At 52.1% G+C, this 25,701-nt stretch carries 23 protein-coding genes; 11 read left to right on the forward strand and 12 right to left on the reverse strand.

The features are described from left to right. Positions 1–13 precede the first annotated feature (13 nt). Positions 14–874 carry a hypothetical protein gene (locus AC2FNE_RS03660; RefSeq protein WP_496804806.1) on the forward strand — a complete coding sequence of 287 codons (861 nt, stop codon included), beginning with the start codon at positions 14–16 and terminating at the stop codon, positions 872–874. Positions 875–876: 2 nt separating this feature from the next. Here AC2FNE_RS03660 and AC2FNE_RS03665 read toward each other — a convergent pair whose 3' ends face one another. Next, positions 877–1,992 (reverse strand): carboxylate-amine ligase, encoded by a 1,116-nt coding sequence (locus AC2FNE_RS03665; RefSeq protein ID WP_170480333.1) that lies wholly within the window; start codon positions 1,990–1,992, stop codon positions 877–879. Between the two features lie 139 nt (positions 1,993–2,131). Between AC2FNE_RS03665 and AC2FNE_RS03670 the strand changes: the two genes are divergently transcribed. Next, positions 2,132–2,983, forward strand: coding sequence for a class I SAM-dependent methyltransferase (locus AC2FNE_RS03670; protein WP_496804807.1), 852 nt, complete (start codon positions 2,132–2,134; stop codon positions 2,981–2,983). Between the two features lie 71 nt (positions 2,984–3,054). After that, complete coding sequence (locus tag AC2FNE_RS03675; protein WP_170480337.1) at positions 3,055–3,531, forward strand: fasciclin domain-containing protein; 477 nt, start codon at positions 3,055–3,057, stop codon at positions 3,529–3,531. Positions 3,532–3,606: 75 nt separating this feature from the next. Here AC2FNE_RS03675 and AC2FNE_RS03680 read toward each other — a convergent pair whose 3' ends face one another. Then, positions 3,607–4,206 (reverse strand): L,D-transpeptidase, encoded by a 600-nt coding sequence (locus tag AC2FNE_RS03680; protein ID WP_170480339.1) that lies wholly within the window; start codon positions 4,204–4,206, stop codon positions 3,607–3,609. A 208-nt stretch (positions 4,207–4,414) separates the two neighbouring features. After that, positions 4,415–5,914, reverse strand: a complete 1,500-nt coding sequence (locus AC2FNE_RS03685) for a CoA-acylating methylmalonate-semialdehyde dehydrogenase (RefSeq protein WP_496804808.1) — start codon at positions 5,912–5,914, stop codon at positions 4,415–4,417. A gap of 104 nt (positions 5,915–6,018) precedes the next feature. Between AC2FNE_RS03685 and AC2FNE_RS03690 the strand changes: the two genes are divergently transcribed. From AC2FNE_RS03690 to coaD, 3 genes are all read left to right on the forward strand, one after another. Continuing rightward, positions 6,019–6,921: a LysR family transcriptional regulator gene (locus tag AC2FNE_RS03690; protein ID WP_170480343.1), complete on the forward strand. Its 903-nt coding sequence runs from the start codon at positions 6,019–6,021 to the stop codon at positions 6,919–6,921. Between the two features lie 60 nt (positions 6,922–6,981). Continuing rightward, on the forward strand, positions 6,982–7,419 hold the full coding sequence (locus tag AC2FNE_RS03695) for a CBS domain-containing protein (RefSeq protein ID WP_170480345.1): 438 nt from the start codon (positions 6,982–6,984) through the stop codon (positions 7,417–7,419). Between the two features lie 85 nt (positions 7,420–7,504). Then, positions 7,505–7,996 (forward strand): pantetheine-phosphate adenylyltransferase, encoded by a 492-nt coding sequence (coaD, locus tag AC2FNE_RS03700; protein WP_170480347.1) that lies wholly within the window; start codon positions 7,505–7,507, stop codon positions 7,994–7,996. Between the two features lie 49 nt (positions 7,997–8,045). Here the strand turns inward: coaD and AC2FNE_RS03705 are convergent, their stop codons facing one another. Continuing rightward, entirely contained in the window at positions 8,046–8,189 is a 144-nt protein-coding gene (locus tag AC2FNE_RS03705; RefSeq protein ID WP_170480349.1) for a hypothetical protein, read from the reverse strand. A 71-nt stretch (positions 8,190–8,260) separates the two neighbouring features. Beyond that, on the reverse strand, positions 8,261–9,262 hold the full coding sequence (gene gap / locus AC2FNE_RS03710) for a type I glyceraldehyde-3-phosphate dehydrogenase (RefSeq protein WP_170606791.1): 1,002 nt from the start codon (positions 9,260–9,262) through the stop codon (positions 8,261–8,263). A gap of 181 nt (positions 9,263–9,443) precedes the next feature. Between gap and AC2FNE_RS03715 the strand changes: the two genes are divergently transcribed. Continuing rightward, positions 9,444–10,406: a DUF808 domain-containing protein gene (locus tag AC2FNE_RS03715; RefSeq protein WP_170606793.1), complete on the forward strand. Its 963-nt coding sequence runs from the start codon at positions 9,444–9,446 to the stop codon at positions 10,404–10,406. 50 nt (positions 10,407–10,456) lie between these two features. Here the strand turns inward: AC2FNE_RS03715 and tkt are convergent, their stop codons facing one another. After that, positions 10,457–12,481 carry a transketolase gene (gene tkt / locus AC2FNE_RS03720; RefSeq protein WP_170606795.1) on the reverse strand — a complete coding sequence of 675 codons (2,025 nt, stop codon included), beginning with the start codon at positions 12,479–12,481 and terminating at the stop codon, positions 10,457–10,459. Between the two features lie 235 nt (positions 12,482–12,716). Between tkt and AC2FNE_RS03725 the strand changes: the two genes are divergently transcribed. The 3 genes from AC2FNE_RS03725 to AC2FNE_RS03735 are packed head-to-tail and all read left to right on the forward strand — an operon-like array spanning position 12,717 to position 14,316. Further along, on the forward strand, positions 12,717–13,574 hold the full coding sequence (locus tag AC2FNE_RS03725; protein WP_496804809.1) for a hypothetical protein: 858 nt from the start codon (positions 12,717–12,719) through the stop codon (positions 13,572–13,574). Continuing rightward, a complete protein-coding gene (locus AC2FNE_RS03730) occupies positions 13,574–13,969 on the forward strand; it encodes a cell division protein ZapA (RefSeq protein WP_170606799.1) in 396 nt (131 codons plus the stop codon). Before AC2FNE_RS03725 ends, AC2FNE_RS03730 begins: the two co-directional genes overlap by 1 nt. Continuing rightward, the gene (locus AC2FNE_RS03735; RefSeq protein ID WP_170606801.1) at positions 13,966–14,316 is read left to right on the forward strand and encodes an MliC family protein; all 351 of its coding nucleotides are present in this window, start codon (positions 13,966–13,968) and stop codon (positions 14,314–14,316) included. The genes AC2FNE_RS03730 and AC2FNE_RS03735 overlap by 4 nt, the downstream gene beginning before the upstream one ends. Positions 14,317–14,323: 7 nt before the next feature. Here AC2FNE_RS03735 and grxD read toward each other — a convergent pair whose 3' ends face one another. The 6 genes from grxD to AC2FNE_RS03765 form a co-directional block, all read right to left on the reverse strand. Further along, on the reverse strand, positions 14,324–14,686 hold the full coding sequence (gene grxD, locus AC2FNE_RS03740; protein WP_170606803.1) for a Grx4 family monothiol glutaredoxin: 363 nt from the start codon (positions 14,684–14,686) through the stop codon (positions 14,324–14,326). A 161-nt stretch (positions 14,687–14,847) separates the two neighbouring features. Then, on the reverse strand, positions 14,848–15,084 hold the full coding sequence (locus AC2FNE_RS03745; RefSeq protein ID WP_152457878.1) for a BolA/IbaG family iron-sulfur metabolism protein: 237 nt from the start codon (positions 15,082–15,084) through the stop codon (positions 14,848–14,850). A 145-nt stretch (positions 15,085–15,229) separates the two neighbouring features. Beyond that, positions 15,230–17,389 carry a phosphoribosylformylglycinamidine synthase subunit PurL gene (purL, locus tag AC2FNE_RS03750; protein ID WP_170480364.1) on the reverse strand — a complete coding sequence of 720 codons (2,160 nt, stop codon included), beginning with the start codon at positions 17,387–17,389 and terminating at the stop codon, positions 15,230–15,232. A gap of 87 nt (positions 17,390–17,476) precedes the next feature. Continuing rightward, on the reverse strand, positions 17,477–18,499 hold the full coding sequence (locus AC2FNE_RS03755; protein ID WP_496804810.1) for a BamA/TamA family outer membrane protein: 1,023 nt from the start codon (positions 18,497–18,499) through the stop codon (positions 17,477–17,479). Positions 18,500–18,646: 147 nt separating this feature from the next. Beyond that, positions 18,647–20,890: a mechanosensitive ion channel family protein gene (locus AC2FNE_RS03760; protein WP_170606806.1), complete on the reverse strand. Its 2,244-nt coding sequence runs from the start codon at positions 20,888–20,890 to the stop codon at positions 18,647–18,649. Between the two features lie 266 nt (positions 20,891–21,156). After that, positions 21,157–22,065: a LysR family transcriptional regulator gene (locus AC2FNE_RS03765; RefSeq protein WP_170480372.1), complete on the reverse strand. Its 909-nt coding sequence runs from the start codon at positions 22,063–22,065 to the stop codon at positions 21,157–21,159. 168 nt (positions 22,066–22,233) lie between these two features. Here AC2FNE_RS03765 and AC2FNE_RS03770 point away from each other — a divergent pair, with 168 nt between their 5' ends. Beyond that, the gene (locus tag AC2FNE_RS03770; RefSeq protein WP_496804811.1) at positions 22,234–25,653 is read left to right on the forward strand and encodes an indolepyruvate ferredoxin oxidoreductase family protein; all 3,420 of its coding nucleotides are present in this window, start codon (positions 22,234–22,236) and stop codon (positions 25,651–25,653) included. Positions 25,654–25,701: the final 48 nt, after the last annotated feature.

Consider the following 25,701-nt stretch of genomic DNA (forward strand, 5'->3'; position numbering starts at 1 on the left):
TACGGAGGCATTGATGTCCAATTTCAAAATGGCAGTAGTCGCCATTCACGGCATGGGAAGCCAGCATAATCCGCAGAACCAACCTCCGTCGTCCACGCCCACATTTTCAAAGGATCTACGGAAGAAAGTTGCTAGAGAAGTTGGCTCGGACATGGACAAAGTGAACTGGCAAGAAGTTGTTTGGGCTCAGATTTTGCAGGGACGACAAAAGGGATACCTACGTAAGATCAATCGGAGCCTGGGCTATGACAAGTTGCGCGAATTTGTTGTCTGCAACTTGTCGGATGCGGCGTCTTATCGTCCTACTCCTGATGAAGGTGACAAGATTTACGCCGCAATTCACGAAAAAATAGAGCTCGTGATGCGGGTCATCCGGCATCAGATCGGGGACCACGCCCCGATTTTAATCGTAGCCCACTCACTGGGCGGTCACATAATGTCGAATTATATTTATGACAAACAACGACACTTGAGGCACGGTGGACCGCCAACAGAACCCACGCCAGTTGAAAACATGCAAACAGTGGCCGGCATCGTGACATTTGGCTGCAACATCCCAATTTTCCTGTTTGCCTATCCCGAAAACGAAATTTATCCGATCATGGCACCAAACCGGGATCTGCCGCCTGCGCTGCGGTTTCGGACCTGGTGGTACAACTACTATGATCGTCACGATGTTTTGGGCTTTCCATTAGGCAAAAGTGCTCCGAGTTACGAACAATTGGCCAGAGACAGGGCGCTGAGAGATAAGCCAATAAATGCTGGTAAGATTTTCACATCTTGGAACCCGTTTTCGCACAACGGCTACTGGAAAGATCGGGATTTGTACGAGCCGGTAGCGGACCGCATCAAAGACATTCTTGCGCGGGTCTGACTTTAGAGGTCAGCGTGGAATTCCTGGATCAAGTGCTCGACTACCGCTTTGCCCGGATCGGCCCCGCTGGCGGCAGCCTCGGCATGTACGCGGCGTTGACGGGTTGCCGAGGTTCCGTTTTCCGCGATTTGACGCAATCGGGCAAGTTCAGACATGGTGCCCAAAGCTTCGGCATCTTCTGCCAGCATGCCCATCAATTCACCCATAAGCTCGGCCATTGGTTTAATCGAACGGTCCCCAAAATCAATCAAACCTTCGCCAACGCCGTAACGCTGGGCGCGCCACCGATTTTCTCCAATTAAGAAACGGTCATACTGCCGCCACCTAAGGTTTCGTGCCTTCAGGCGGCATAGCATTCGGGTAAGAGCCTGATTGAGTGCGGCCAATGACAAGGTATGTTCCAGTCTGGGTTGAACATCCATGATACGAGTTTCAAGGGTTGGAAACCGATGTGAGGGTCGCAAATCCCACCAAATTTTGGTGGTATCTTCGATCACTCCCAGTTCGACAAGTGCACCGGTGGTCCGTTCATATTCAGCCCAACTTCCAAAGATAGGCGGCAGACCCGTACGCGGTAGATTGTCAAATACGGTTAATCGGTAAGAAGACAAACCAGTATCTTCGCCGCTCCAGTAGGGAGAGGAGGTGGATAGCGCCAACAAATGAGGCAGGAAATATGAAAGCTGAGGCATTAGATCAGCCCGCAGGGCCGGGTCCTCGATGCCGACATGCACATGCATCCCGCAAATCAGCATACGGCGCGCGACGCCGCCCAAAGCATGTTGCAACGCGTCATATCGTTCCTTGCGGGTGTGGTGCTGGTCCTTCCAATTGGCAAATGGGTGACAGGAAACAGCAATAGGTGCCAGATTATATTCCGCAGCCCGTTTGGAGACACAAGAGCGCAGGCGCTTTAAGTCTTCTCGCGCGCTCTTAATCGTTACATGAGGTCGCGTCCCAACTTCGATTTGGCACTGCAGAAATTCAGGGCTTACTTGACCTTCAAAATCAGCCTGACATGCGTCCATCAACGCTTCTGGGGCTTCAGCAAGTTGCAAGCTGTCGCGGTCGACCAGCAGGTATTCTTCTTCAATACCAAGAGTAAATTCTTGCTGCATCGCGCTCCCCCGTCGTTCAGGTTAAACCAGTGAATACGGAATTAACCGGTTTGCCAAGGGATTGACGCAGTGCGGCTTGCGAACACCCGGCTCCCACGGGTAAGGAGCATCAATCAGATCATTGCTTGGAGTCACCTGCGTGAAACCCAGAAAATTTCCCCGAATAAATTCTGTCCTTGATCGGATTAGCGTAAAGCTTATCGACAAAGTGACCGAGCGGGAGGAACAAGCGCGTTTGGAGACTTTTGAGCGCGCTGGCGGGTTGGCCAAACCTGCATATGCCCTGTCTCCGGGAATGGAGGGGTTTGATGTAACGCAGCTTCTCGAAGGGTTTTCGACCCATTCACAAGCGCTGGAAGCTTTGAAAGACCCCGCTAAAAATCAAACCGGCTATCGTTCCGGAAATGGCTACTATGACAGTCCGGACGCCGATGCGCTTTATCTGATGATCCGGCGTTTTCGACCAAAGAATGTTGTCGAGGTGGGTTGTGGGAACTCAACCCGGGTGACAAGGCAGGCGATCATTGATGGCGGACTGGAGACGAAAATCACTGCAATAGATCCCTTTCCAAGGGCCGACATAGCGCACGTGGTAGATTCATTTGAACAAAAACGGTTGGAGGAAGTCGATCCTGCGCTTTTCGAAAGACTGGAAGCAGGCGATGTCTTGTTTATAGATTCTAGCCATGTCGTGAGAGTCAGTAACGACGTCGCGCATCTGTTTTGCAGGATCATCCCATCCCTGAAACCAGGTGTTGTTGTTCACGTGCACGATGTTTTTTTACCTTTCGAATACCCCAAGCGCTTTTTCTACGATTGCCCCGGCTGGGGGGAGCAGTACATGCTGCACGCAATTCTTCAATCTGGTTCATTTTCAATGCTTTGGCCGGGTTACTTTCTACAGCAGATGCGGCCAGATGTGGTTGAGGCACTGCCTTTCTTAAAGGACGGTCGAGCGCAAAGTATCTGGGTTCAAATTAAAGAAAATTGAAACCAAAGTGATCCGCTAGCGCAAACCTGCCGTATCCCTCCTCATAACAAGCTGGAGAGGAGAAGACAGCCATGTTCCGCCGTACATTTATGGGCGCAGCCGCCGCACTAGCCTTTGCTATGCCTTTAAAAGCCGAAGCAGCAGACATCGTTGATACCGCTGTATCAGCAGGTTCGTTCAACACCTTGGTCGCTGCCGTCCAAGCTGCTGGTTTAGTAGATACGTTGAAAGGCGATGGTCCATTTACAGTGTTTGCTCCGACGGACGAAGCGTTCGCGGCACTACCAGAAGGTACAGTCGAGTCTTTGTTGTTGCCCGAAAATAAGGATCAGCTCGTCTCGATCCTGACCTACCACGTAGTACCAGCGAAAGTGATGTCAGGCGACATAGCAGGAAAGCGTGCGAAGGTACTTACAGTGCAGGGTGATCGGCTCAGCGTAAACGCGAAAAACGGTGTCAAAGTCAACGATGCTAAAGTCGTACAGGCTGACATTGAAGCCAGCAATGGTGTCATACACGTCGTAGACGCGGTAATTCTGCCAGAATAATTACTGGTATCCTCTAAAAGGTAAGCCCCGGTCCAGAACGGCCGGGGCTTTCCATTTTGAAAATCCAGCCTGCAGTTAGACCAGTCGTACCTTTGTGCCAACCTTAACCAGCGGATACAGTTCTTCAACGTGCTGGTTGTAGAGGCCAATACACCCAGACGAGCTTTGACGCCCGATCTTGCGAGTATCATGCGTGCCGTGAACCAAGTAAGCCGGCCAAGACAGGTACATTGCGCGGGTTCCTAGCGGATTACCAGGGGCGCCCCCTTCGATACTCACGGGCAGGGATGGATCCCTTTCACGCATGGACGCGGTCGGCGTCCAGCTTGGATTTTCTCGCTTTCTTACAACTTCAGTGTAACCGCGCTTAGTAAGTTCCTCGCTCATTGGAACAGAACTTGGATACAGTTTATAAGTGCCGTCCGGCCCCCAATAATGGACTGCGCGACTGGTGATATCGGCCAACAAACATCCAACTCCGATCTGATCAAAATGATCTTGCCAGCTCTGTTGCGAAAACGACGAAGTGTTGCGACGCACAGGTAATTGCGTGCTGATCGCTTCCTCGTCCTGCGGAAACGCGTCCAGGCTTTGAGCGCGTAAAAGGGTGGGGGTCGCCAAAAGGGACGACACGCCCAGCAAAGCGGAACGACGGGTAATACGGGATTGGGACAATGCTGCCTCCGAGGATAAAATCTGCACAATCGTCAACTTGGCGGCAAACTATTCGCACAAACACTAATTTTCCAGAGTTGTGGTTCTGAATTTCTCGTGATTGCGGCACTTGGGCATTATGCTATCAGTTTTTTGAAAAACTCGGCCAATTTATTTGGCCGAGTTTCGTTTCTTAGGTGAGTGAGAGTGAGTGGTGGTGCTGTCTGGATCAGTCCATGGCTTTGAAGTTGAACTCGCCACCTTCCTTGATCCCGGACGGCCAGCGTGACGTCACAGTCTTAGTACGGGTATAAAACTTAAAGCTGTCGGGGCCATGCTGGTTCAGATCCCCAAACATGGATTTCTTCCATCCACCGAAGGTGTGGTAGGCCAACGGCACTGGAATTGGGACGTTGACGCCAACCATGCCGATGTTGATGCGGCTGGCAAAGTCACGCGCAGTATCACCGTCGCGGGTAAAGATGGCTGTGCCGTTGCCGTATTCGTGATCCATGGCAAGTTTCAGCGCCTCTTCGTAGGATCCCGCACGAACGGTGGAAAGTACCGGGCCAAAGATTTCCTGTTTGTAGATATCCATGTCAGGGGTGACATGGTCGAACAGATGAGGGCCAACAAAGAAGCCGTCCTCATATCCCTGCAAACTAAAGTCGCGGTTATCAACAACCAATTTCGCGCCTTGTTCCACGCCCGAGTTGATCAGCCCAAGAATACGCTGCTTTGCGGCACCTGTAACGACCGGCCCCATGTCCACATCATCACCAGCGGTATATGGTCCAACCTTAAGCTTTTCGACACGTGGTATCAGTTTATCTATTAGTGCGTCGGCTGTTTCCTCGCCTACCGGAACCGCGACTGAAATTGCCATGCAGCGTTCGCCCGCTGCACCGAAACCAGCACCAACTAACGCGTCTGCCGCTTGGTCCATATCAGCGTCTGGCATAACGATCATGTGGTTTTTTGCACCACCGAAACATTGCGCGCGCTTACCGTTCGCAGTTGCACGTGAATAGATATATTGTGCAATCGGCGTAGATCCGACGAAAGACACACCCTGAATTATTTCGCTATCTAGAAGAGTATCGACGGCTTCTTTGTCGCCATTAACGACTTGGAACAAGCCCTTTGGCAAACCAGCTTCTACAAACAGTTCAGCCAGCATCAGTGGGACAGAAGGGTCGCGCTCGGATGGCTTCAACACCACGGCGTTGCCGCAGGCCAAAGCTGGACCAACATGCCACAACGGCATCATGGCCGGGAAATTGAAAGGCATGATCGAGGCAACAACACCAAGCGGTTGACGCATCGAATACATGTCGATGCCTGGGCCCGCGCTGTCAGTAAATTCTCCCTTAAGCATCTGTGGGGCGCCGATGCAATATTCGATCACTTCCAGACCACGTTGCAGGTCGCCCTTGGCGTCGGGAATGGTTTTACCGTGTTCGCGGCTTAGCGCTTCGGCCAGTTTGTCCATGTCTCGGTTTATCAGGCCGACCATAGCCATCATAACACGTGCGCGTTTTTGCGGGTTCGTTGCACCCCATGCAGGCTGGGCGGCCGCTGCCTGTTCGATGGCCATAGTTGTCTCGTCAGCACTCGCCATTGGGCATTTGTACTGAACTTCACCCGTCGCAGGGTTGAATACATCGTCGAAACGACCAGACGTGCCCGGTACCATCTCGCCGTTAAAAAAATGAGTCAGGTCGTTCATTGCAAACTCCTCAGATAAATTTAGCCGCACAATAGACTTGCAAAAATCCCCCGAACAGAGGCAATGTCTCAAAAGAGCTTTGCAAAAATGCAAAGAGGACAGGAATGACACCAAACTGGGACGACATGCGGATATTCCTGGCGATTGCGCGCGAGGAAAGTCTTTCGGCGGCGGGGCGTATCCTTAAAATTGATCCAGCAACCGTAGGGCGCAGGATTGCCCGCCTCGAGGCGTCTTTGGACACGGTGCTATTCACCAAATCGCAGCAGGGTTACGTATTGACTGCCGCTGGTGAAAGACTGATGGATCATGGGCTTCAAGCGGAAGAGGCGATGCGGAGTGCAGCCGGAGCCGTCGCTGGATCTACAAAGTCTCTGAGTGGTCAAATCAGAATCGGCGCGCCAGACGGATGCGCCAATTACTTACTTCCACAAGTTTGTTCGCGTATCTGCGACGCCAACCCAGACCTCGACATACAAATTCTAGCCTTGCCGCGGATCATCAACCTTTCCCGGCGAGAGGCCGACATGGCGGTAACCGTTAGTGCGCCTACGGCAGGCAGGTTGTTGGTCCAAAAGATAACAGACTACCGGTTGCATGTGGTGGCCAGTCAAAATTACTTGCAACGAAACGCACCCATAATGTCAGGCGATGACCTAAAGCGGCATCGAATGATCGGATACATTCCAGACATGATATTTGATCGTGAGCTGGATTACTTGAATGACCTTGGAATTGACAGGGTTGCCCTGGCATCAAATTCCGTCTCAGTACAGTTGCGGCAGGTGTCGCTGGGATCAGGCCTTTGTGTTGCACATGACTTCACCCTTCCGTTTCATCCTGGACTGCAAAAAATTGTAACGGATCAAGTTAGTTTGACCCGGAGTTTCTATCTGGTTCGGCATCAGGGGGATCAGCGCAACGAACGGCTGAACCGCTTCGCTGGTGAGCTGACGCAAGGCTTGCGCGATGAGGTTACGCGACTTGAGGCAGAAGCTTCACCTTGACAGGTTCATTCATTCCGGCAACGCTTTGTAAAACGGCAAATTATTTCGGAGGTTTTGCATATGCTGGTTCAGGCCATTCTCACATCAAAGGCTACCGATGGGGTGGTGACGATTGAGCCGTCGGCAACAATTTCCGAAGCCGCCAAAATTCTCGCTGAAAAGAGGATTGGCACGGTCGTAGTCTCAGAAGACGGCGGACAAACGGCAATCGGAATTTTATCCGAACGGGATATAGTACGGGAATTGGCTGCAAGCGGCAGTGGCTGTCTGAATAAAACTGTCAGCACCTACATGACCAAGAAGCTTGTGACAGCCAGTCGTCAAGATTCGGTTCAGGATGTCCTCGCGCAAATGACCGAGGGTCGGTTCCGCCACATGCCAATCGTTGAGGACGGTCAACTCCTGGGCATCGTTACCCTTGGCGACGCCGTTAAGGCGCAATTAACCGAGTTGGCCATGGAGAAAGATGCGCTCGAAGGCATGATAATGGGTCACTGACGCTCGCCCGGCTCATGCCGAACCCTTGCACCTATGACAAAGTTGTGTTTGCTTGCGCCGAAATTTTGCTGCGCTGGAGTGTTTGATGCGCGTTGGATTATACCCCGGAACTTTCGACCCGATCACGTTGGGGCATATTGACATAATTCGGCGCGCAACAGCGTTGGTTGATAAATTGGTGATCGGGGTCGCGATCAACCGAGACAAAGGACCTTTGTTTTCTCTGGAAGAACGCGTAGCGATGATCGAGGCTGAATGCGCATTTCTAACAGAACAGACCGGCACCGAAATTGTTGCATATCCGTTTGAAAACCTTCTGATCGACTGTGCGCGGGACGTTGGAGCACAGATCATCGTACGTGGTTTGCGCGCCGTGGCGGATTTTGAGTATGAGTTTCAGATGGTTGGTATGAACCGGGCATTGGATAACTCGATTGAGACTGTCTTTCTAATGGCTGAGGCCCGGCATCAGGCGATTGCATCAAAGCTGGTTAAGGAAATCGCAAGGCTGGACGGTGACGTTTCAAAGTTCGTTACCCCGCGAGTGAATGATGCATTGCGCGAACGGCTTGGCTAAAACTCCGATCGAGCGTGTGAACGTGGGTGAAAGGTCCGTTAGGTTTTTCTCAGCGCCAAAAGGCTAGCCAATCAAGAAAGTCGTACAGTTTTTTGCCCAGAAACAACAAATGTTCGGTTCCTACCAGGGCCACATCCACTACGACGCCCCCAAGAATGAGAACACCTAGCCAGATGGCGATTTGATTGGTCATAGCGGCCCCGAACGAAAACGCCCGCCCAGATAACCTGAGCGGGCAAATAGGTTCAAGCAAAGTCCTTAATTTCAGTTAAGGCGTCCCATTGTAACAGCGACGTCGGCCATCCTTACGGAGAATCCCCACTCATTATCGTACCAAGCCAACACGCGCACCATGCGGTTGTCGACGACACGAGTCTGGTCCGGGGCAAAAATCGAGCTTTCCTCGGTGTGATTGAAATCCGTCGAAACAAGCGGCGCTGGTTCAAAACCTAATACGCGCTGCATGGGCCCTTTGGCGGCTTCTTCGACGATCGCGTTCACTTCTTCAACCGTCACATCGCGCGCGGCGCGAAAGCTGAGGTCGACCGCCGAAACATTTGGTGTAGGGACGCGAATTGCGGAACCGTCCAAGCGCCCTTTGAGATTGGGGAGAACTTCACCCAGCGCCTTCGCGGCACCTGTACTCGTAGGGATCATTGACATCGCTGCAGCACGCGCGCGGTAAAGGTCGCTGTGTCTACGGTCCAGCGTCGGTTGGTCACCGGTATAGGCGTGGATCGTGGTCATAATACCGTGTTCGATGCCTATTCCCTCGTCCAGAACCTTGGCAAGCGGAGCAAGGCAATTCGTGGTGCAGGATCCGTTGGACACCATTCTGTCCTTTGTAGAAAGGCTATTGTGATTGACGCCAAACACTATTGTCTTGTCGACATTCTTTCCGGGGGCTGACAGCAAAACCCTTTGAGCGCCCCGCTCAAGATGCGTCTTGGCCTTATGGCCATCGTTGAATTGGCCAGTGCATTCCAGAACGACGTCACAGCCTTCCCAGTCCAGTTCGTTCAATTCGTATGTCGAAAACATCTCCATAGGGCCGCGGCCAAGGTCCATGGTGCTACCGCTGATGGAAATGTCACGAGGAAAGCGCCCGTGTATGCTGTCGTATTTCAAGAGGTGCGCAGATGTTTCAAGGGGGCCGGTTGCGTTGACCTTGATCACTTCAATGTCGTTGCGGGCCGAAGCCGCGATGTGGGAGAGAGTACAACGGCCAATCCGGCCAAAACCATTTATACCGACCTTAATGGTCATACGACGCCTCCAAATTCGCTTGCGTTAATGGCCATATAGCGACGAAACCAATTTCCCAAAAGAGTAAAAACGTCATATTTCTAAGGTGTTAGCGCAAACTTGCGCCGATTGCGCTAACGCTTGCGCTAATCTTTGAATCAGTTAGGGTCCAGGTGCGACGGATGAGACGAAGGAAAGCGCAATGAGTGGTCTTTTGGCCCTGTTAGACGACGTGGCGGGAATTGCAAAAGTAGCCGCGTCTTCGGTCGACGACGTAGTAGCGGCGGCAGGTAAGGCAGGGGCCAAGACTGCAGGTGTCATTATTGACGACGCGGCTGTTACACCAAAGTACGTTCAGGGATTTGCTCCGGCTCGGGAATTACCGATCATCTGGCGTATCGCTCGGGGCTCGGTCTTCAACAAAATAGTTCTCTTGCTTCCGGTCGCTTTGTTACTTGCTAATTTTGCTCCTTGGATGATCACGCCATTGCTGATGATAGGGGGGTCATATCTATGTTTCGAAGGCGCGGAAAAGATATTCCACGTCCTATTTCCACATGGCAGCCATGAAATTGACGAAGATATGAAAGTCCGCGACCCAGGACATCTTGAAGAGCAAAAGGTCAAAGGAGCCATCAAAACAGATTTTATTCTGTCTGCTGAAATTATGACGATAGCACTGGCAGCTATCGAAGCGCCGAATCTATGGATGCAAGCAGCCACCCTCGCGGTAGTGGGAATTGGTGTCACGGTTGCCGTTTATGGATCCGTCGCGCTGATCGTGAAGATGGATGATGTGGGGCTGTTTTTGGCAAAGTCCGCGCATACACCAATTGGCCGCGGCATGGGGCGCGGACTTGTCAAGGCGATGCCTGTCGTAATGAAGGTTCTTTCGGTCGTTGGGACCGCCGCCATGCTATGGGTTGGCGGGTCAATAATAATCCATGGGCTTGAGGTTTTGGGTTTTGGGTGGCTGGGCCACCACATCCATGACTGGGCTCATGCAATTGGCCATTCGGTCACGGATCAGTGGACCGGGGTTGTCGAGTGGGTTTCCAAGGCGACAATGGACGGTATTTTTGGCCTAGCTTGGGGTTTTGTCCTGATCCCAATCGCGACCAAAGTGGTCGGACCCATGCTGTCCAAGAGGTCCGAGACGCATTGAAAACGGGCGGTCAAAGCCGCCCGTGACCAGTTGAAACTGCTCGTCACAACTTACAGTCCTAGAAGACCCTTTACTTTGGCAACCGCAGACGCAGCTATAATGTCGAAATGTTTGTATAAATCCCCGGCAGGGGCGGAGGCTCCGAAACTTGACATACCGATGAAGCCTGCTTTGGCCTCTCGTCCGCGCTCTCCAAGCAGCCATCGGTCCCAGCCTCCGGCCCGAACAGCCGCTTCGATGCCTACTCGCACTGGGCCACCGGGCAGAACGCGCTTTCGATAGGCTTCCTCCTGCTGAGCGAACAGCTCCATGCATGGCATAGAAACAACGCGGGTGCCGATACCTTCGGCTTCAAGCATCGCCTTAGCTTCTATCGCCAGCGAAACTTCGGAACCAGTGGCGATAAGAATTGCCTGCCGTTTACCTTCGGCTTCAGCCAGAACATAAGCGCCTTGCGCGGTCAGGTTCTTGGCCTTGTGCTGGGTTCTTACCGTTGGAACACCTTGACGCGTCAGTGAAAGAACCGACGGACTTGTTTTGAAGGTTAGCGCCAACTCCCAAGCTTCGGCAGTTTCAACAGTATCCGCTGGCCGGAAAACGTAAGTATTCGGTGTCGCGCGGGAAATTGCCAGATGTTCGACCGGTTGGTGGGTAGGACCGTCCTCGCCCAAACCAATCGAGTCATGCGTCATGACAAAAACAGTGGGCACTTTCATAAGCGCCGCAAGTCTCATTGATGGGCGAGCATAGTCAGTGAACGCCATAAATGTACCGCCGTAGGGGCGTATTCCACCATGCAAGGCCATTCCGTTCATCGCGGCGGCCATGCCGTGTTCGCGTATTCCGTAGTGGATATATCGACCCTTACGGTTTTCCGGCAGGAAAACGCTCATATCAGCAGACTTAGTGTTATTGGATCCTGTCAGGTCTGCAGACCCACCGATGGTTTCAGGCATGATAGGGTTTACGACATTCAGAACCTTTTCAGAGGATGCTCTTGTGGCCAGTTTAGGCTGTTCCTCAGAAATCTGTTTTTTGAAAGACCGAATAGCCGCAGACAGCTTTTTCGGTGCTTCGAAACTGTAGGCCCGATTAAACTCTTCCTGCTTACGTTCTGACAAAGTGGCAAATCGTTCTTCCCACGCTGCACGTTCAGTCGCGCCCCGGGCTCCAATTGCTTCCCACGCGGTTTTGACGCTTGCCGGAATGTCGAAAGCATCGTGAGGCCAGCCATAGCCCTCTTTCGCAGCTTTCAACTGATCTTGATCCGTCAGCGCGCCGTGGCCTTTTGACGTATCTTGCGCAGCGTGGCCTAAGGCGATGTGACTTTCGCACGCAATCATGGTGGGCTTGCTTGATTTTTTCGCCGCGACGATGGCTGCGTCGATCGCTTGAGGATCGTGACCATCAATTTCGATTACATGCCAACCTGAAGCCTCAAAGCGTTTAACCTGGTCCGTGCGGTCCGCCATATCCACAGTACCGTCGATGGTGATATTGTTGTTATCCCAAAACACAATAAGCTTGCTCAGCTCATGCCTACCAGCCAGAGTAATGGCTTCTTGGCTAACGCCCTCCATCAGGCAGCCGTCCCCGGCGATCACGTAGGTGTAGTGATCCACAACCTTTTTTCCGTAATGCGCGCGCTGAATTTCTTCGGCCATGGCAAACCCAACAGCGTTCGCAATCCCCTGACCAAGTGGTCCGGTTGTCGTCTCGACGCCATCGATCAGAAAATTTTCAGGATGACCGGCGGTTTTGGCGCCCAACTGCCGAAAGTTTTTAATTTCTTCTATCGTCACATCCGCATGACCGGTGAGATACAGCAGAGAGTATACCAGCATCGATCCGTGCCCCGCGGACAGAATGAAACGGTCGCGATCGGGCCAGTTCGGCACCGACGCATCAAATTTCAAGTGCTTTTCAAACAGTACAGTTGCTACGTCGGCCATGCCCATGGGCATACCGGAATGGCCTGAATTGGCAGCAGCGACGGCATCAAGGGTTAAGGTGCGAATAGCCGCAGCTTTGTTCCAATGTTCGGGGTTGGCATTTCGCAGCGCAGTAAGGTCCACGGGCGTTGTTCCTTTGGATTACAAGCAGATCGGGCGCTGAATACCACTCACCCTCCAAAGTGCAAGTGGAACTGGTCGTTCCAAACTGCGAACGCTTGAAGAGTGCAATCCAAACCCTTGAAAGCAAACAGTAGGTATTTTCCAACACATTCAGTTAGACTAGGTCAAATTATCGCCACCCGTGATTCGGTCTGGCGCTAAACAGAACGAACCTTGGTTAAGAGGTGACAGGCGCATGAGCCAAATTGAGGAATTACAACGACGTATCATGGCGGCAATGGAGCGCATTGGCTCTGGGGTTGAGGCGTTGGACAAACCGATCTCACCCAGCGGTGATTATGATCAGGAACTAAAGTCTGCATTGGAGGAAGAGCGTCTCGCTAATGCGCAGTTGGAAGAGCGGTTAAAAGCTCTCAAGGATCGTCACGATCAAGAAACTGACGCTATGCGTGCTGATATCGAAAAGTTACGCGGTCAATCCAACTTAGATGGTGAGAACGCTCAATTGCGTGCTCAACTCGAGGAAGCCACATCCAAGCTGGCAACTGTTGAAGCCGCTCGCGAAGACTTGGCCGAAGCCAAAGCAGCACTGGAAAATACAACAAAAATAGTAGAGTTGACGGCCGAAATTGAATCTTTGCGTTCTCTGAAAGGCGCAGCAGAGGAGGCGGCGGCGCTGAGAAAAGAACTTGAAGAACTGACCCCGCTAGCAGATCGCGCTGAAGAGTTGCAGGCCGAAGTGAAAGCCTTACGTGCGTCTACGGCTGACACGGAGCGGTTAGGCGATTTGAACGCCGAGCTTGAGATGTTGCGCGCAGAACGCACAAGCCATGGCGCCGCCATGTCCCGTTTGGACGACGACCTGCAGCGGCTGCGCAAGGCAAATGAGGAGTTACGAGGCACTGTGGAAGAGTTGCGGTCTGCTGCTCAACAGGGTGTTACAGACGCGGCGCTTTTGAATCGTGCGACGGCTGCGGAGTTGGAAGCGACCAGAGCTGCCCGCGCGTCGGACGCAGCTGAGGCCCATGCTGTTCTGGCGCGACTTGAACCGCTGCTGAACCAGGCCAACTTGGCGGAAGGAGAAGTTGAGTGATGCCCGAAGTGACAATTCATATCGGCGGCCGAGGTTTTGAGGTGTCTTGTAGGGACGGCGAAGAAGCGTTTTTACAAGCGGCAGCAAAGTTGCTGGATGACGAAGCTCAAGTTCTGTCGGACCAAATTGGGCGTATGCCTGAATCGCGCATGTTGCTAATGGCAGGTCTTATGCTTGCCGACAAATCGGCCAGTCAGGAAGATCGCGTCAAAGCGGCTGAAGCCAAGTTGACCGAAGTAGAGGCGGAACTGAACAAAATGCGTAATGTGCCCAAGCCGGAACCCGAACGCATCGAGGTGGCAGTTGTACCACCATCTGTCACTGATACGTTGGCCGAAATGGCGGCACGTGCTGAAGCTTTGGCAGCCGTCATAGAAGAAAAATCTAAAGTATGACGCTCGTGCGCTCGATCGCGGCAAGCTTGATTTTGGCCTCGCTCGGATTTGCGGCCACGGCCCAAATCGACATCTTGTCAGTCACGTTTTCCTGTGAAGACAACACAGAAATCCCAGTTTCATACTTCAATGCCACCGACGGATCTGGTGCTGCTGCCATGGTGATTGACGGTGAACTAATAGCAATGCGCCAAGCCGAAAGCGGCTCTGGCGTTCGCTATATCTCGGAAGGTGCAGAGGGCACCTATACCCTACGTTCGAAAGGCTGGGACGCTTTGATCTCGTATCAGGCGTCCGGCAACACTGCACCAGAACAGCTGTTACTGGGGAACTGCACAAGCCGATAAAGACGTATCAGGCGTTGGCCTCGCGAATTTTGTCAGCGGCGTCCTTGTTGTAGCTAACGCCATTGTCATCAAACAATGTGTCCAACTCACCCGACAGGGTCATCTCTGTGATGATATCACAGCCACCGACGAATTCGCCCTTTACATAAAGCTGGGGAACGGTCGGCCAGTCGGAATAGTCCTTGATGCCTTGACGTACCTCTTCATCAGCCAGGACGTTAACGTCCGTGTATGCCACACCCATATAGTTCAGCACGCCAGCAACACGTGAGGAAAACCCGCATTGCGGCATTTCTTTAGTGCCTTTCATATAAAGGACAACGTCGTTGGCTTTGACGGTTTCGTCGATCTGGTTTTTCACGTCGGTCATGTCGCGTTTCCTTCATGTCTCGCGTCTGGCGTTGGTGTTTCTAAAATCCCGCCAAGTGTTTTTTCGTTTGGGTTCTTTAATAAGGTCAAGCTTGGGCGCCTACATTCCTAACTGCGGGTTCCATCTGTCCCAACGCTTTGCGACCTCATTGGAAAACTTCTTCATTCCGGCACTTTCGTCGTCAGCGCCAATGCATGCAGCTCACCATCTGGGCCATCCATTTTGCCTTTCAAGGCTGCATAGACGGCACGTTGTTGCTGAACCCTGTTCTTGCCGCGAAAGCTTTCATCCACGACCATAGCAGACATATGCACGCCATCATTGCCACCAACCTGAATTTCCGCATCAGGAAAAGCTTCGCGCAGCAGGTGTTCGATTTCGTGGGCGCTCATCGGCATGTAGGTGTCTCCTGAAAAATCTTTTCAAAGATGTAGAGCGATGTGCATGGGCGTGCAAGGTGCGGTTAATGTTCTGAAACAACAGGAGCCGCGACGTGAGAAAGCGCGCGGTCCACTTTCAAACGAGAAACCTATATGCCTTAGATCAAGCTACCGCTGCAGCAAAACTGGAGCGAAATGTCTGTGCCAGCTCGGACAGCGGTGCCTCGGACGACCCTATCTTCACGCTGTCGCCTGTAAAACGTCCAACTGAAACCATCGGTACACCAGCTTGTCCTGCTGCGATCATTAACGCCTCAGCCTGATCGAAATTGCAGGCGATAAGATAACGAGCCTGATCTTCGCCGAAAAGGAACTCGGCCGGCGCATCGTCCAAGTTTACACCTACACCAGAATTTTCCGCCAATTCAAAGGCCGCTAAGGCAAGGCCTCCGTCGCTTAGATCTGTGCACGCTTTGATCATCTCGCGGTTGGCTCGGATGAAATCGCCATTACGTTTTTCGGCTTCCAAGTCGACGTGCGGGGCGTCACCGTCCTCGCGGTTGAAAACCTCGACCAAAAGGGCTGATTGGCCGAGATGGCCTTCAGTTTCGCCGACGACCAGCGCAACATGACCGTCACGTACTTCGTTGCCAATGATATCATCTGCGTGGTCAAGCAACCCAACTGCACCGATCGTGGGCGTCGGTAAGATCGCCTGACCATCGGTTTCGTTGTAAAGCGACACGTTCCCCGAGACGACCGGCATGTCCAGAGCCGCTACAGCTTCTCCAATTCCTTGAATCGCGCCGACGAATTGACCCATAATTTCAGGTTTTTCAGGATTGCCGAAGTTCAGGTTATCTGTGGTAGCCAATGGTTTTGCGCCGACGGCTGTTAAATTGCGATATGCTTCGGCTACAGCTTGTTTTCCGCCTTCAATTGGATTTGCGCGCACGTATCTAGGTGTCACATCACTGGTAAATGCCAACACTTTGTTTGTGCCATGAACGCGTACCATTCCAGCGCCCAATCCAGGCGTCCGCGAAGAGTCTGCCATTACCATCGTGTCATATTGCTCATAGACCCATTGTTTGGCGGCATAATTTGGCGAGTTGAGCAGGGCGCGAAGCCCATCGATCGGATCAATCTGCGGGACTTCGGCGAGTTCTTCCGCCTTAGGTGTAGGTTGCCATGGGCGGTCATATTCAGGCGCCGTAGAAGCCAGCTTAGATAGGGGTAAATCTGCTTTGATCTCGTCGTTGTGCATGATCAAAAAACGATCTTGGGATATAGTCTCTCCGACGATTGCAAAGTCCAAGTCCCACTTTTCGAACACCGCCCGGGCTTCGGTCTCAAGTTCGGGTTTAAGAACCATCAACATGCGTTCTTGCGACTCAGAGAGCATCATTTCATACGCAGTCATGTTTTCTTCGCGCTGGGGAACGGTTTCGAGGTTCAGACGAACGCCGAGTCCCCCCTTGTCGCCCATTTCGACGGCAGAACAAGTCAGACCAGCGGCTCCCATATCTTGAATCGAGATCACGGCGCCTGTTTGCATCAATTCCAGCGTTGCCTCCATCAGACGCTTTTCTGTGAAAGGGTCGCCGACTTGAACGGTTGGGCGCTTTTCTTCGATAGTGTCATCGAATTCGGCCGAAGCCATAGTAGCACCACCGACACCGTCGCGACCTGTTTTTGCGCCCAAATAGACGACAGGCATACCGACGCCGGAGGCCGCGGAATAAAATATCTTGTCACTATCGGCCAAACCAGCAGCGAAAGCGTTCACAAGACAGTTGCCATTGTATGCCGGATGAAACCGGACCTCTCCACCAACGCAAGGAACACCGAAACAGTTGCCATAGCCGCCGATTCCTTCAACGACCCCGTTGACCAGTTGGCGCGTCTTGTGATGATCAGGCTCGCCGAAAGACAGAGCATTCATTGAGGCGATAGGCCGAGCACCCATAGTGAATACGTCACGGAGGATCCCACCCACACCTGTCGCGGCCCCTTGGTATGGTTCGATATATGAAGGGTGATTGTGGCTTTCCATTTTGAAAACCACTGCCTGACCGTCACCAATGTCAACGACGCCGGCATTTTCACCTGGTCCACAAATCACTTGTGGACCCGAAGTCGGCAGGGTGCGCAACCATTTTTTTGAAGATTTGTAAGAGCAATGCTCATTCCACATTGCCGAAAATATCCCAAGCTCTGTAAAGGTTGGCTCACGCCCGATAATTTCGAGGATCATGTCGTATTCTTCGGGTTTTAACCCGTGTGCGGCGATCAGATCCGGGGTAATGGCGGGCTCGTGCATCGTATGTCCTTATCCAGAGTGGCCGGGATTGCGCGCCTTTTAAGCCAAGGGCGCGTCGGTGGAAAGGGTATTGAAGACACGGTCAGTTCAGAACCGTTGACCGACATAAATATACAGCTGATCTTCGTCCAGATCGTTTCGCGCCCAATCAACTGAAAAGTCCACCGGGAACTTTTTCGAAACACGATAACGCGCACCAAGACCAACTGCTGAGTGGGTGCCCCCGTCGGATAGATCGGAAAAGCTGTCTCCGGTTTGGCCGACACCTCCAAAGGCAACAGCGCCAATCCTTTTTGTGAATTGATGGCGGTATTCAATTTGAAGGGAAGCCGACCTGAAGTCTAAAAACTGGGTTACAGGAAAACCACGGAACGCGTCGGTCCCGCCAAGAGAGCATTGATCGAAAAATGGTGTATCCTGCGAAGCCCCACAGATCGACGCACGAGCAGCAATTACACCCTTTGCTGTAGGGTTCAGGTAATGCGTGTAATTGACAAACGCTTTCGAGTAGTCCCCGGTTACTCCTTTGAGCGTGTAGCTATGTGAAATTTCGGCCTGAAGGTTCGATCCTCTGGTAGGGTAAATCGTGTCATCCCGCCGATCCCATGCGGCTACCAAAGCTGGAGTAATAATGCGCATGTTCAAAAACTGGTCAAACGGAGGTGGGATTGGCGGCAGCCCAAGACCATCCAAACTGACCGAGGTATCCAGGTATCGAACCGAAAGTCCCGCAGAAATTTCCGGCGTAATTCCGTAAGAAAACTCAATCCGAGCCAAGTCGCCGTCCTGTGTCACAGGCAGTTGCCCGGTTGTAGTAAACAGGTCGTAGTTGATCGTGGCCTTGGCATACAAAGTCTCGATTTGCCATCGGTTGCTGTCAAAGGCAAAATTAGCAGCACCGCCATAAGCCCGTGTACCGTTACTGGAGCCAAGAACGGCTATACCGAACAATGACGGCTTGGACTCTTCGTCCATTTGATAAAGATACCCAGCACCGAGCGTCAGACCCGATCCAATAGTGGGATTGGAAAACGGGATGGGTACCGCGATGAAGGAACCGTTACGAAATCCGATAGACGCCTCGGACTGTGCTTGGTCGAAACCGTCCACATTTGTTTCCACCGTCACGGAACCCGAAAAGGCAGTGTTCGGCAAGACGCTTAATAATAGTGTTTTTAAGGTGATTCCGGATAGTCTCACGACAACAATCTCATGAACTGTAGAACCGGATTTTACCCGGTTCTATTAATGTCAAAGTCAGGCTGGTCCTTGCTCTTTGTTTACCGCATCGCTCGCCGCCGCGCCAATGGCCGCTTTTTGTGGTTCCGAAAGGTGTTCGGCCTCATCCAGTCCTGGGATCGCAACACGGACTTCGCGGCGCGCAAAATCAATTCCGTTTTCTTTGAAAGCGGCTTTTACCCGATTGAAAATTTCCTTACGCAAGGTGAATTGCTTGCCCGGTTTGGCCATGAACTTGCCGCGGATAATCATGCCCACATCGTCAAAGTCAAAAACACCTTGGGATTTGAATGGTTGGAGGAAACCATCCTTGTGAGTCTCGTCCTCCATCATCTCGGCACCGATCTTCTTAAAAATCTTTTTCACTTTGTTGGGGTCCGTGTCGAATGGCACAGTGAATTTAAGCTTCATTATTACCCAGTCGCGGCTGTAGTTGGTCAGCTTTTGGATTTCGCCGTAAGGAATGGTGTGAACTGGCCCTCGGTGATGGCGCAATTGCATCGACCGGATCGATATCTTTTCGACTGTCCCGGTCGTGCCTCCAACATCCACATATTCACCTACACGGAACGCGTCATCGATCAGGAAGAATATTCCACCAACGATGTCCGAAACCAGTTTCTGGGCACCAAATCCGATAGCAAGACCAAGAATACCGGCACCTGCCAGCAATGGCGTGATATCAAGCCCCAGAGCGCCTAACGCCAACAGCGCGAAGATTACGGCTATCGCGACCTGCGCTGTCACTCGCAATAATGGCAATACGGTCGCTAAACGCGAGCCTCCGGTACCGCCACCTTCGCCAGCTTCTTCGTCAGGGCTTTGTTCGGCAGCGGTTTGTTCTTTGGCCAGACGTCGGTTGATCCACAAAGACACAACCTCGTTTAGGATATAGCCGACAGCGATTATGATGAAAAATTGTATTACTTCACTGCCAGAATCAGATGAGCCACCAGCAATTTCCTGAAGGTCTAAGTCCCAGGCACCTGCAATCATCAGAATCACAAGAATGCCTGCCAAAACGCGCCCGATGCGGATGTAACTGCGCTTGGTGGATTTATAAGCTCTTTCCGCCACTGGACCGTCTCCGATCATTGGTGGCTGCAGATGCCGCACCAATCCTCTGATCAAGGTGTCCAAAGCTGGCGCGATAAGCAGCCAGAACATGGTGGTGAAGTGGGCACCATGGGCAAGTAGGGCAAAGACTGTTGGGTTTCTCTGTGATGCCAGATACTCCACGAGCAGCCAGATACCCGCCGAAACTCCGATTGCGAAATAGGGGTATATCCGCGCTACGTCTTCATCGAACTTTGTACGGTCAGGATCTGTACCGAGCATCATGTCCGACAAACCATCGCGAGCTGTCCATGCGATAACGCCAATGTAGATGTGGATCGCAGTATTGAGCCAGAACCCCAAACGGGATTCACCCGGAGGAACACCATTGGTTGAGTTGAAGTCCAGGATGAACATTGTGAAACCGATCAGTAGGAACAGACCGATCAGGTTGCGATGCAGATATTTGGCCCAATGGTCATCTACGTTTACCAAGCGCAAGTTGTGCTGTTTAGGGGCCAGAATAAAACGCGAAATAGCCGCGCCCAAGCGGGGAAACCAGATCAAATAAAAGACAAACGGACCCGCCTGAGCGATCTGCTGTTCGTCCAACAATTGCCTGCCCACAAAGACCAGCGTGTAGTAAAAGACGAGAAGGCCCAGAAATTCGAAACAGAAACGCTTGAACAGAAAGGTGACTGCACCGAGCAGGTCGGTCGAGGAGTCGCCATCTACGACCTTCATCCAGCGCCGTGTCCACAAACCAACGATGTTTTCAGCCGCGTAGCCAACGGCCAGGGCAAGGAAAGTAAATCCAAAAAGCGTCATTAAACCACTGGCGCCAAATGAGTTGCCAAAGTTGGAAAATGCCTCGATCTGGGCTGTAATTAGCAATGGAATTTTTCGAATGACGTCCAACCATGAAGCGGTCATGCTGCTGACGGTATCCGATATGGCCTGTACCACGCTACGACTGGTCGGAGCGGCTTCTTCCTGTTTCGCAGCCACAGCGTCCAGCCGTTCTAGCAAAATCGCGCGTACCTGATCGTCAGACATCCTTGCAACGAGGTCGTCGACCTGATCCGGTGTCAGATCTTCGGGGATGGTGGCAGGTGCGGTGGAGGTCGTACTTTCCTGAGCCAAGACTGGCAGTGACAGAAAGATTACCGATATGAACGCCAGCAAAAGGCGGAGTGGGTGGAACATTAAATTACCCTCGAAGCCGAATTTTAGGTCTGTTTTTCTGGATCATAGGGGTAGGTGGCTCAATTTGACAGCATGTTGTAATGTAAACGGTGAAAAACCAAAAAAAAGGCCGAGCACTAAGCTCGGCCGTAGTCCAACAGGGAGGTATGAAGATGATGAGCGTTTCAGCATCACCGCCTTCGAATGCTCATTTAGGGATCACATTGTTGACTATCAAGGGATTTTCCCTTTCTTTGGATCATGTCCGCTATGACGTTACTGCATAGCTAGAGTTTTCCCATTTGTCTCAATTGCTTACGATGCGAAATGATTTCGTCCTGAACAAAGTCGCGGAAGGCAGAAATCCTCTTGGAATGGCGCAGTTCCTCGGGGTAGGCAAGGTAAACAGGTACTTCGGCCCCTTGTATATCAGCTGGAACATGCACCAAATCGGGAAAATCTTGCGTGACATAGTCTGGCAAAACGCCAATTCCCAGATCATTTAAAACGCCTTGTAAAACACCAAAGTAGTTGTTGACCGTCAGTAATGAGCCCGGATTGTGGGTCATTAATTGACGAACCATCGCTGCACTCGCGCCGACTTGCGGGGCCGCTGGTGTCTGACAAATCAACCTGTGTTTTGAAATATCCTCGACTTTTTGGGGTGGCCCGCCATGGGAATCCAGATATCTGCGTGTAGCATACAGTTGCATCTGAACAGTCATTAGACGCTTTCGCACGAGATCCGCCTGGCTAGGTTCCTTCATTCGAATGGCGACATCAGCTTCACGCATGGGCAGATCCAAAACACGCTCTTCCAACATCAAGTCGACATTGAGGTCTGGATATTGTTCGTAGAGTTTTGGTAACCGTGGCGCCAACCATAAAGTGCCAAACCCAAAGGTGGTCGTGACCCGCAAGACGCCAAACACTTCGTCTTCGCTATCGCGGATACGGGCGGCTGTGGCATCCAGGCGTTTGGACATCGCCGACGTAGCGTCGAATAGCAGTTCACCTTGTTCGGTGAGAATCAACCCACGAGCGTGACGGTGGAAAAGGGTGGCATCCAGCGATTCCTCAAGAGCGCGAATCTGTCGACTAACAGCGGATTGAGACAAATTTAGCTTGTCTCCCGCATGAGTAAGGCTGCCTGCGTCGGCGACCGCGTGAAATATTCTAAGCTTGTCCCAATCCATCGACGCAACTTTCGTTATTCAAGCGCACGCCTATATGAAAGACGTAACAAATTCCACAATCAAACGGGGAAATCGTTACATCTAAGGGGAATTTCACTATGCAGGTCAGTATTTATGACCTAATATAACAGATATTGGAGCACACTAATCGGACCTGGGAGGCGTCAGATGAGTCAGCCAAAAGTTTCGCTTAATGACAGGTTCGATCTGTCGAAATCACCAGTTTTACTGAACGGGACTCAAGCGCTTGTCCGTCTAATGCTAATGCAAAAAGCCCGCGACGTTGCCGCAGGTTTGAACACAGCTGGCCTGGTAACCGGGTATCGGGGTTCTCCACTTGGCGCAGTAGATCAGCAAATGAGCCGAGCCCAAAAACAGTTGGCCGAAAACGACGTCACATTCCAATACGGCCTAAACGAGGATTTAGCTGCAACGGCGCTGTGGGGAAGCCAGCAAGCCGGCCTGCGAGGAGACGGCAAGTTTGATGGCGTTTTTGGCCTTTGGTACGGGAAAGGCCCCGGTGTTGATCGTTCGGGCGACGTTATGCGCCATTCCAACATGGCGGGAACGGCAAAGTATGGCGGCGTGTTGATGGCCATGGGGGACGATCACACGGGCGAAAGTTCGACCGTTCTACACCAGTCCGAATGGTCGTTGGTCGATATGTATATGCCAGTTGTTAGCCCGGCCGGTGTGCAAGAGATACTAGATTACGGAATTTATGGATTTGCTCTCAGCCGGTTTGCGGGTGTGTGGGTGGGTTTGAAAACCATGAAAGACACGATCGAAGTCACGTCAGTAGTTGATGGATCGCCCGACCGGATGCAACTGGTTACGCCCGAATTCGACATGCCAGAAGGCGGCCTGAACATTCGATTGGGAGACACACCGCACCTGCAGGAGGCTCGGGTAATCGACTATAAACGGTTTGCAGCTGAAACCTTTTCCCATGCTAACAAATTGGACAAAAGGGTCTGGGGCAAACCCGGAGCGAAGATTGGCATCGTCGCTGCTGGCAAGAATTGGCTCGATTTAGTTCATGCAATGTCTTTGCTGAATATCGATGCCAATGAAGCCGAACGGCTGGGCATTACAACTTACAAAGTTGGCCAGACATTTCCATTAGATATGAAAGGCTTTCACGACTGGGCGGAAGGGCTGGATCTGGTCATAATCATTGAGGAAAAGCGCAAGCTTATCGAAGTGCAGGTCAAGGAGGCGATATTCGATGACCGCCGAGGACGGCGCGTTTACGGATGGTACAAAGGCGGTGCGGGTACTTTGCATCGCGAAGAACTATTCCCGACCCGAGGGGCCTTGGACCCAATCATGATTGCTGAAAAACTTGGCGGCATCCTGGTCGAAGAAGGCCGAGATACTGACGGAGTCCAAGCCGGGCTTGCTGCTTTGTCCGAAGCCCGCCGCGCAGACAACGCCCAAGAAATCGCTGCACGCCTTCCATATTTTTGTTCAGGATGTCCTCATAACAGCTCAACAAAACTGCCCGAAGGCAGCCGGGCTTATGCAGGCATCGGGTGTCATTACATGGTTCAGTGGATGGATCGTGAAACAACGGGTTTTACACAGATGGGCGGTGAAGGCGCCAACTGGATTGGTGAGGCACCATTTTCTACGACTAAACATGTTTTCCAAAATCTCGGCGACGGAACCTACAACCATTCCGGTGTTCAGGCCATACGGGCCGCTTTGGCCGCTGGAACGAATATTACTTTCAAAATCCTATTTAATGATGCGGTTGCCATGACGGGCGGACAGGATAATGAGGGCGGACTGAGCGCGGAACGTATTGTTGCTGAAGTGAAAGCGATGGGCGTTGAACATGTGGCAGTCGTATACGACGAGAAAGAAGACTTAGATATTAAGTCGTTACCAGCCAACGTTGAAACTCATGAACGAGCCGAATTGATCAATGTTCAGGAAAAGTTTAGGGAAATTGAAGGTGTCTCTGTCATTGTGTATGTGCAAACTTGCGCTGCCGAAAAACGCCGACGCCGGAAACGCGGCACCTTTCCTGACCCTGACAAACGAGTTTTCATCAACACCGATATTTGCGAAGGCTGCGGAGACTGCGGCGTCCAATCAAACTGCGTTTCAATCGTACCAAAAGATACCGAATTGGGGCGCAAACGCGCGATTGATCAATCAAGTTGCAACAAGGATTTCTCTTGCCTTAACGGGTTTTGCCCGTCTTTTGTCACGTTAGAAGGTGCCATGATCCGCAAAGAAGCGACGACAGACTTTGATTTGCCGGATTTGCCTGACCCCGAATTACCGCAGATCCAAGGTACTCATAACATCGTGATAACAGGTGTTGGAGGCACCGGTGTCGTGACAATAGGTGCAGTGCTTGCACAGGCAGCCCAGATTGATGGTAAGGGGGCTGGTATGATGGAAATGGCTGGCTTAGCGCAGAAAGGCGGCGCGGTACACATCCATTGCCGCCTGGCTAACGCACCCGAGGACATTAGTGCGATTCGAGTGGCAACGGGCGAGGCCCACGCGTTAATCGGTGGCGATCTGGTTGTATCAGCCGGCGCCAAGACTCTCGGGTTAACCCGGGCGGGCCATACTGGAGCGGTAGTCAACAACCACGAAATAATTACTGGTGACTTCACCCGCGACACAGAATTCAAGATCCCAAGCGACCAGTTGGAGTTGGCCTTGCAGGCTCGACTAAAAGAACGGGTCGACCTGTTTGATGCAAGTGAACTTTCTCGTGCAGTAATGGGTGACTCCATCTATTCAAACATGATGGTTTTTGGAGCGGCTTGGCAACGCGGGCTTGTACCAATTCACCTCTCTTCGATTTTTCAAGCTATCGAGTTGAATGGAACTGCTATCGAACGCAACAAACGGGCGTTTCAGGTCGGGCGTTGGGCTGTGCTGTACCCTGAGGTTGTCTCGGGAATCCTTGGCCAGAATGTGACCGAAATTCCCAAAACATTGGAACAAACTATCGACTTCCGGGCCAGTCACCTGGTTCAGTATCAAGGGAAAGGGTTGGCTAATCGATACCGAAAACTGGTTGATTCGATTTCGGATGAAACAGTTCGTGAATCTGTGGCCAAGGGGTATCATAAGGTTCTGTCTTACAAAGACGAATACGAAGTCGCCCGTTTGCTGCTGCAGACACGGGAAAATGCCGTGGCCGAGTTTGACGGCGATTTCAAAATGACTTTCCATCTGGCACCTCCGATACTAGGAGGGAAATCCGCCAGCGGACGACCTAAAAAGCGGGCTTTCAGCGAAAAAATAATAGGACTGCTTAGACTTCTAGCGCGGTTCAAGTCATTGCGTGGTACGCCTTTGGACCCATTTGGTTATAGCAGCGAACGCAGGATGGAGCGCGCGTTGATACGGCAATATGAAAAAGACATGAAAGAGGTGTTACCGAAACTGACACCCGAAACGCGGGAAGCGATTGCAGCGTTGGCAAGGTTGCCCTTAGATATTCGTGGTTTTGGTCCTGTCCTTTCGGAAAACGAGGCAAAGGCGGCCAAACGCCGCGAGGAATTGCTGTCCGTGATCCGCGATGGAGGCCCTGATATTCGGGCTGCGGCAGAGTAAATCGTCACGAGACTGTCATGTTGCCTCGGCAAAATCGTTACCTGCATT

This window comes from Ruegeria sp. YKSD179 (genome assembly GCF_059612885.1).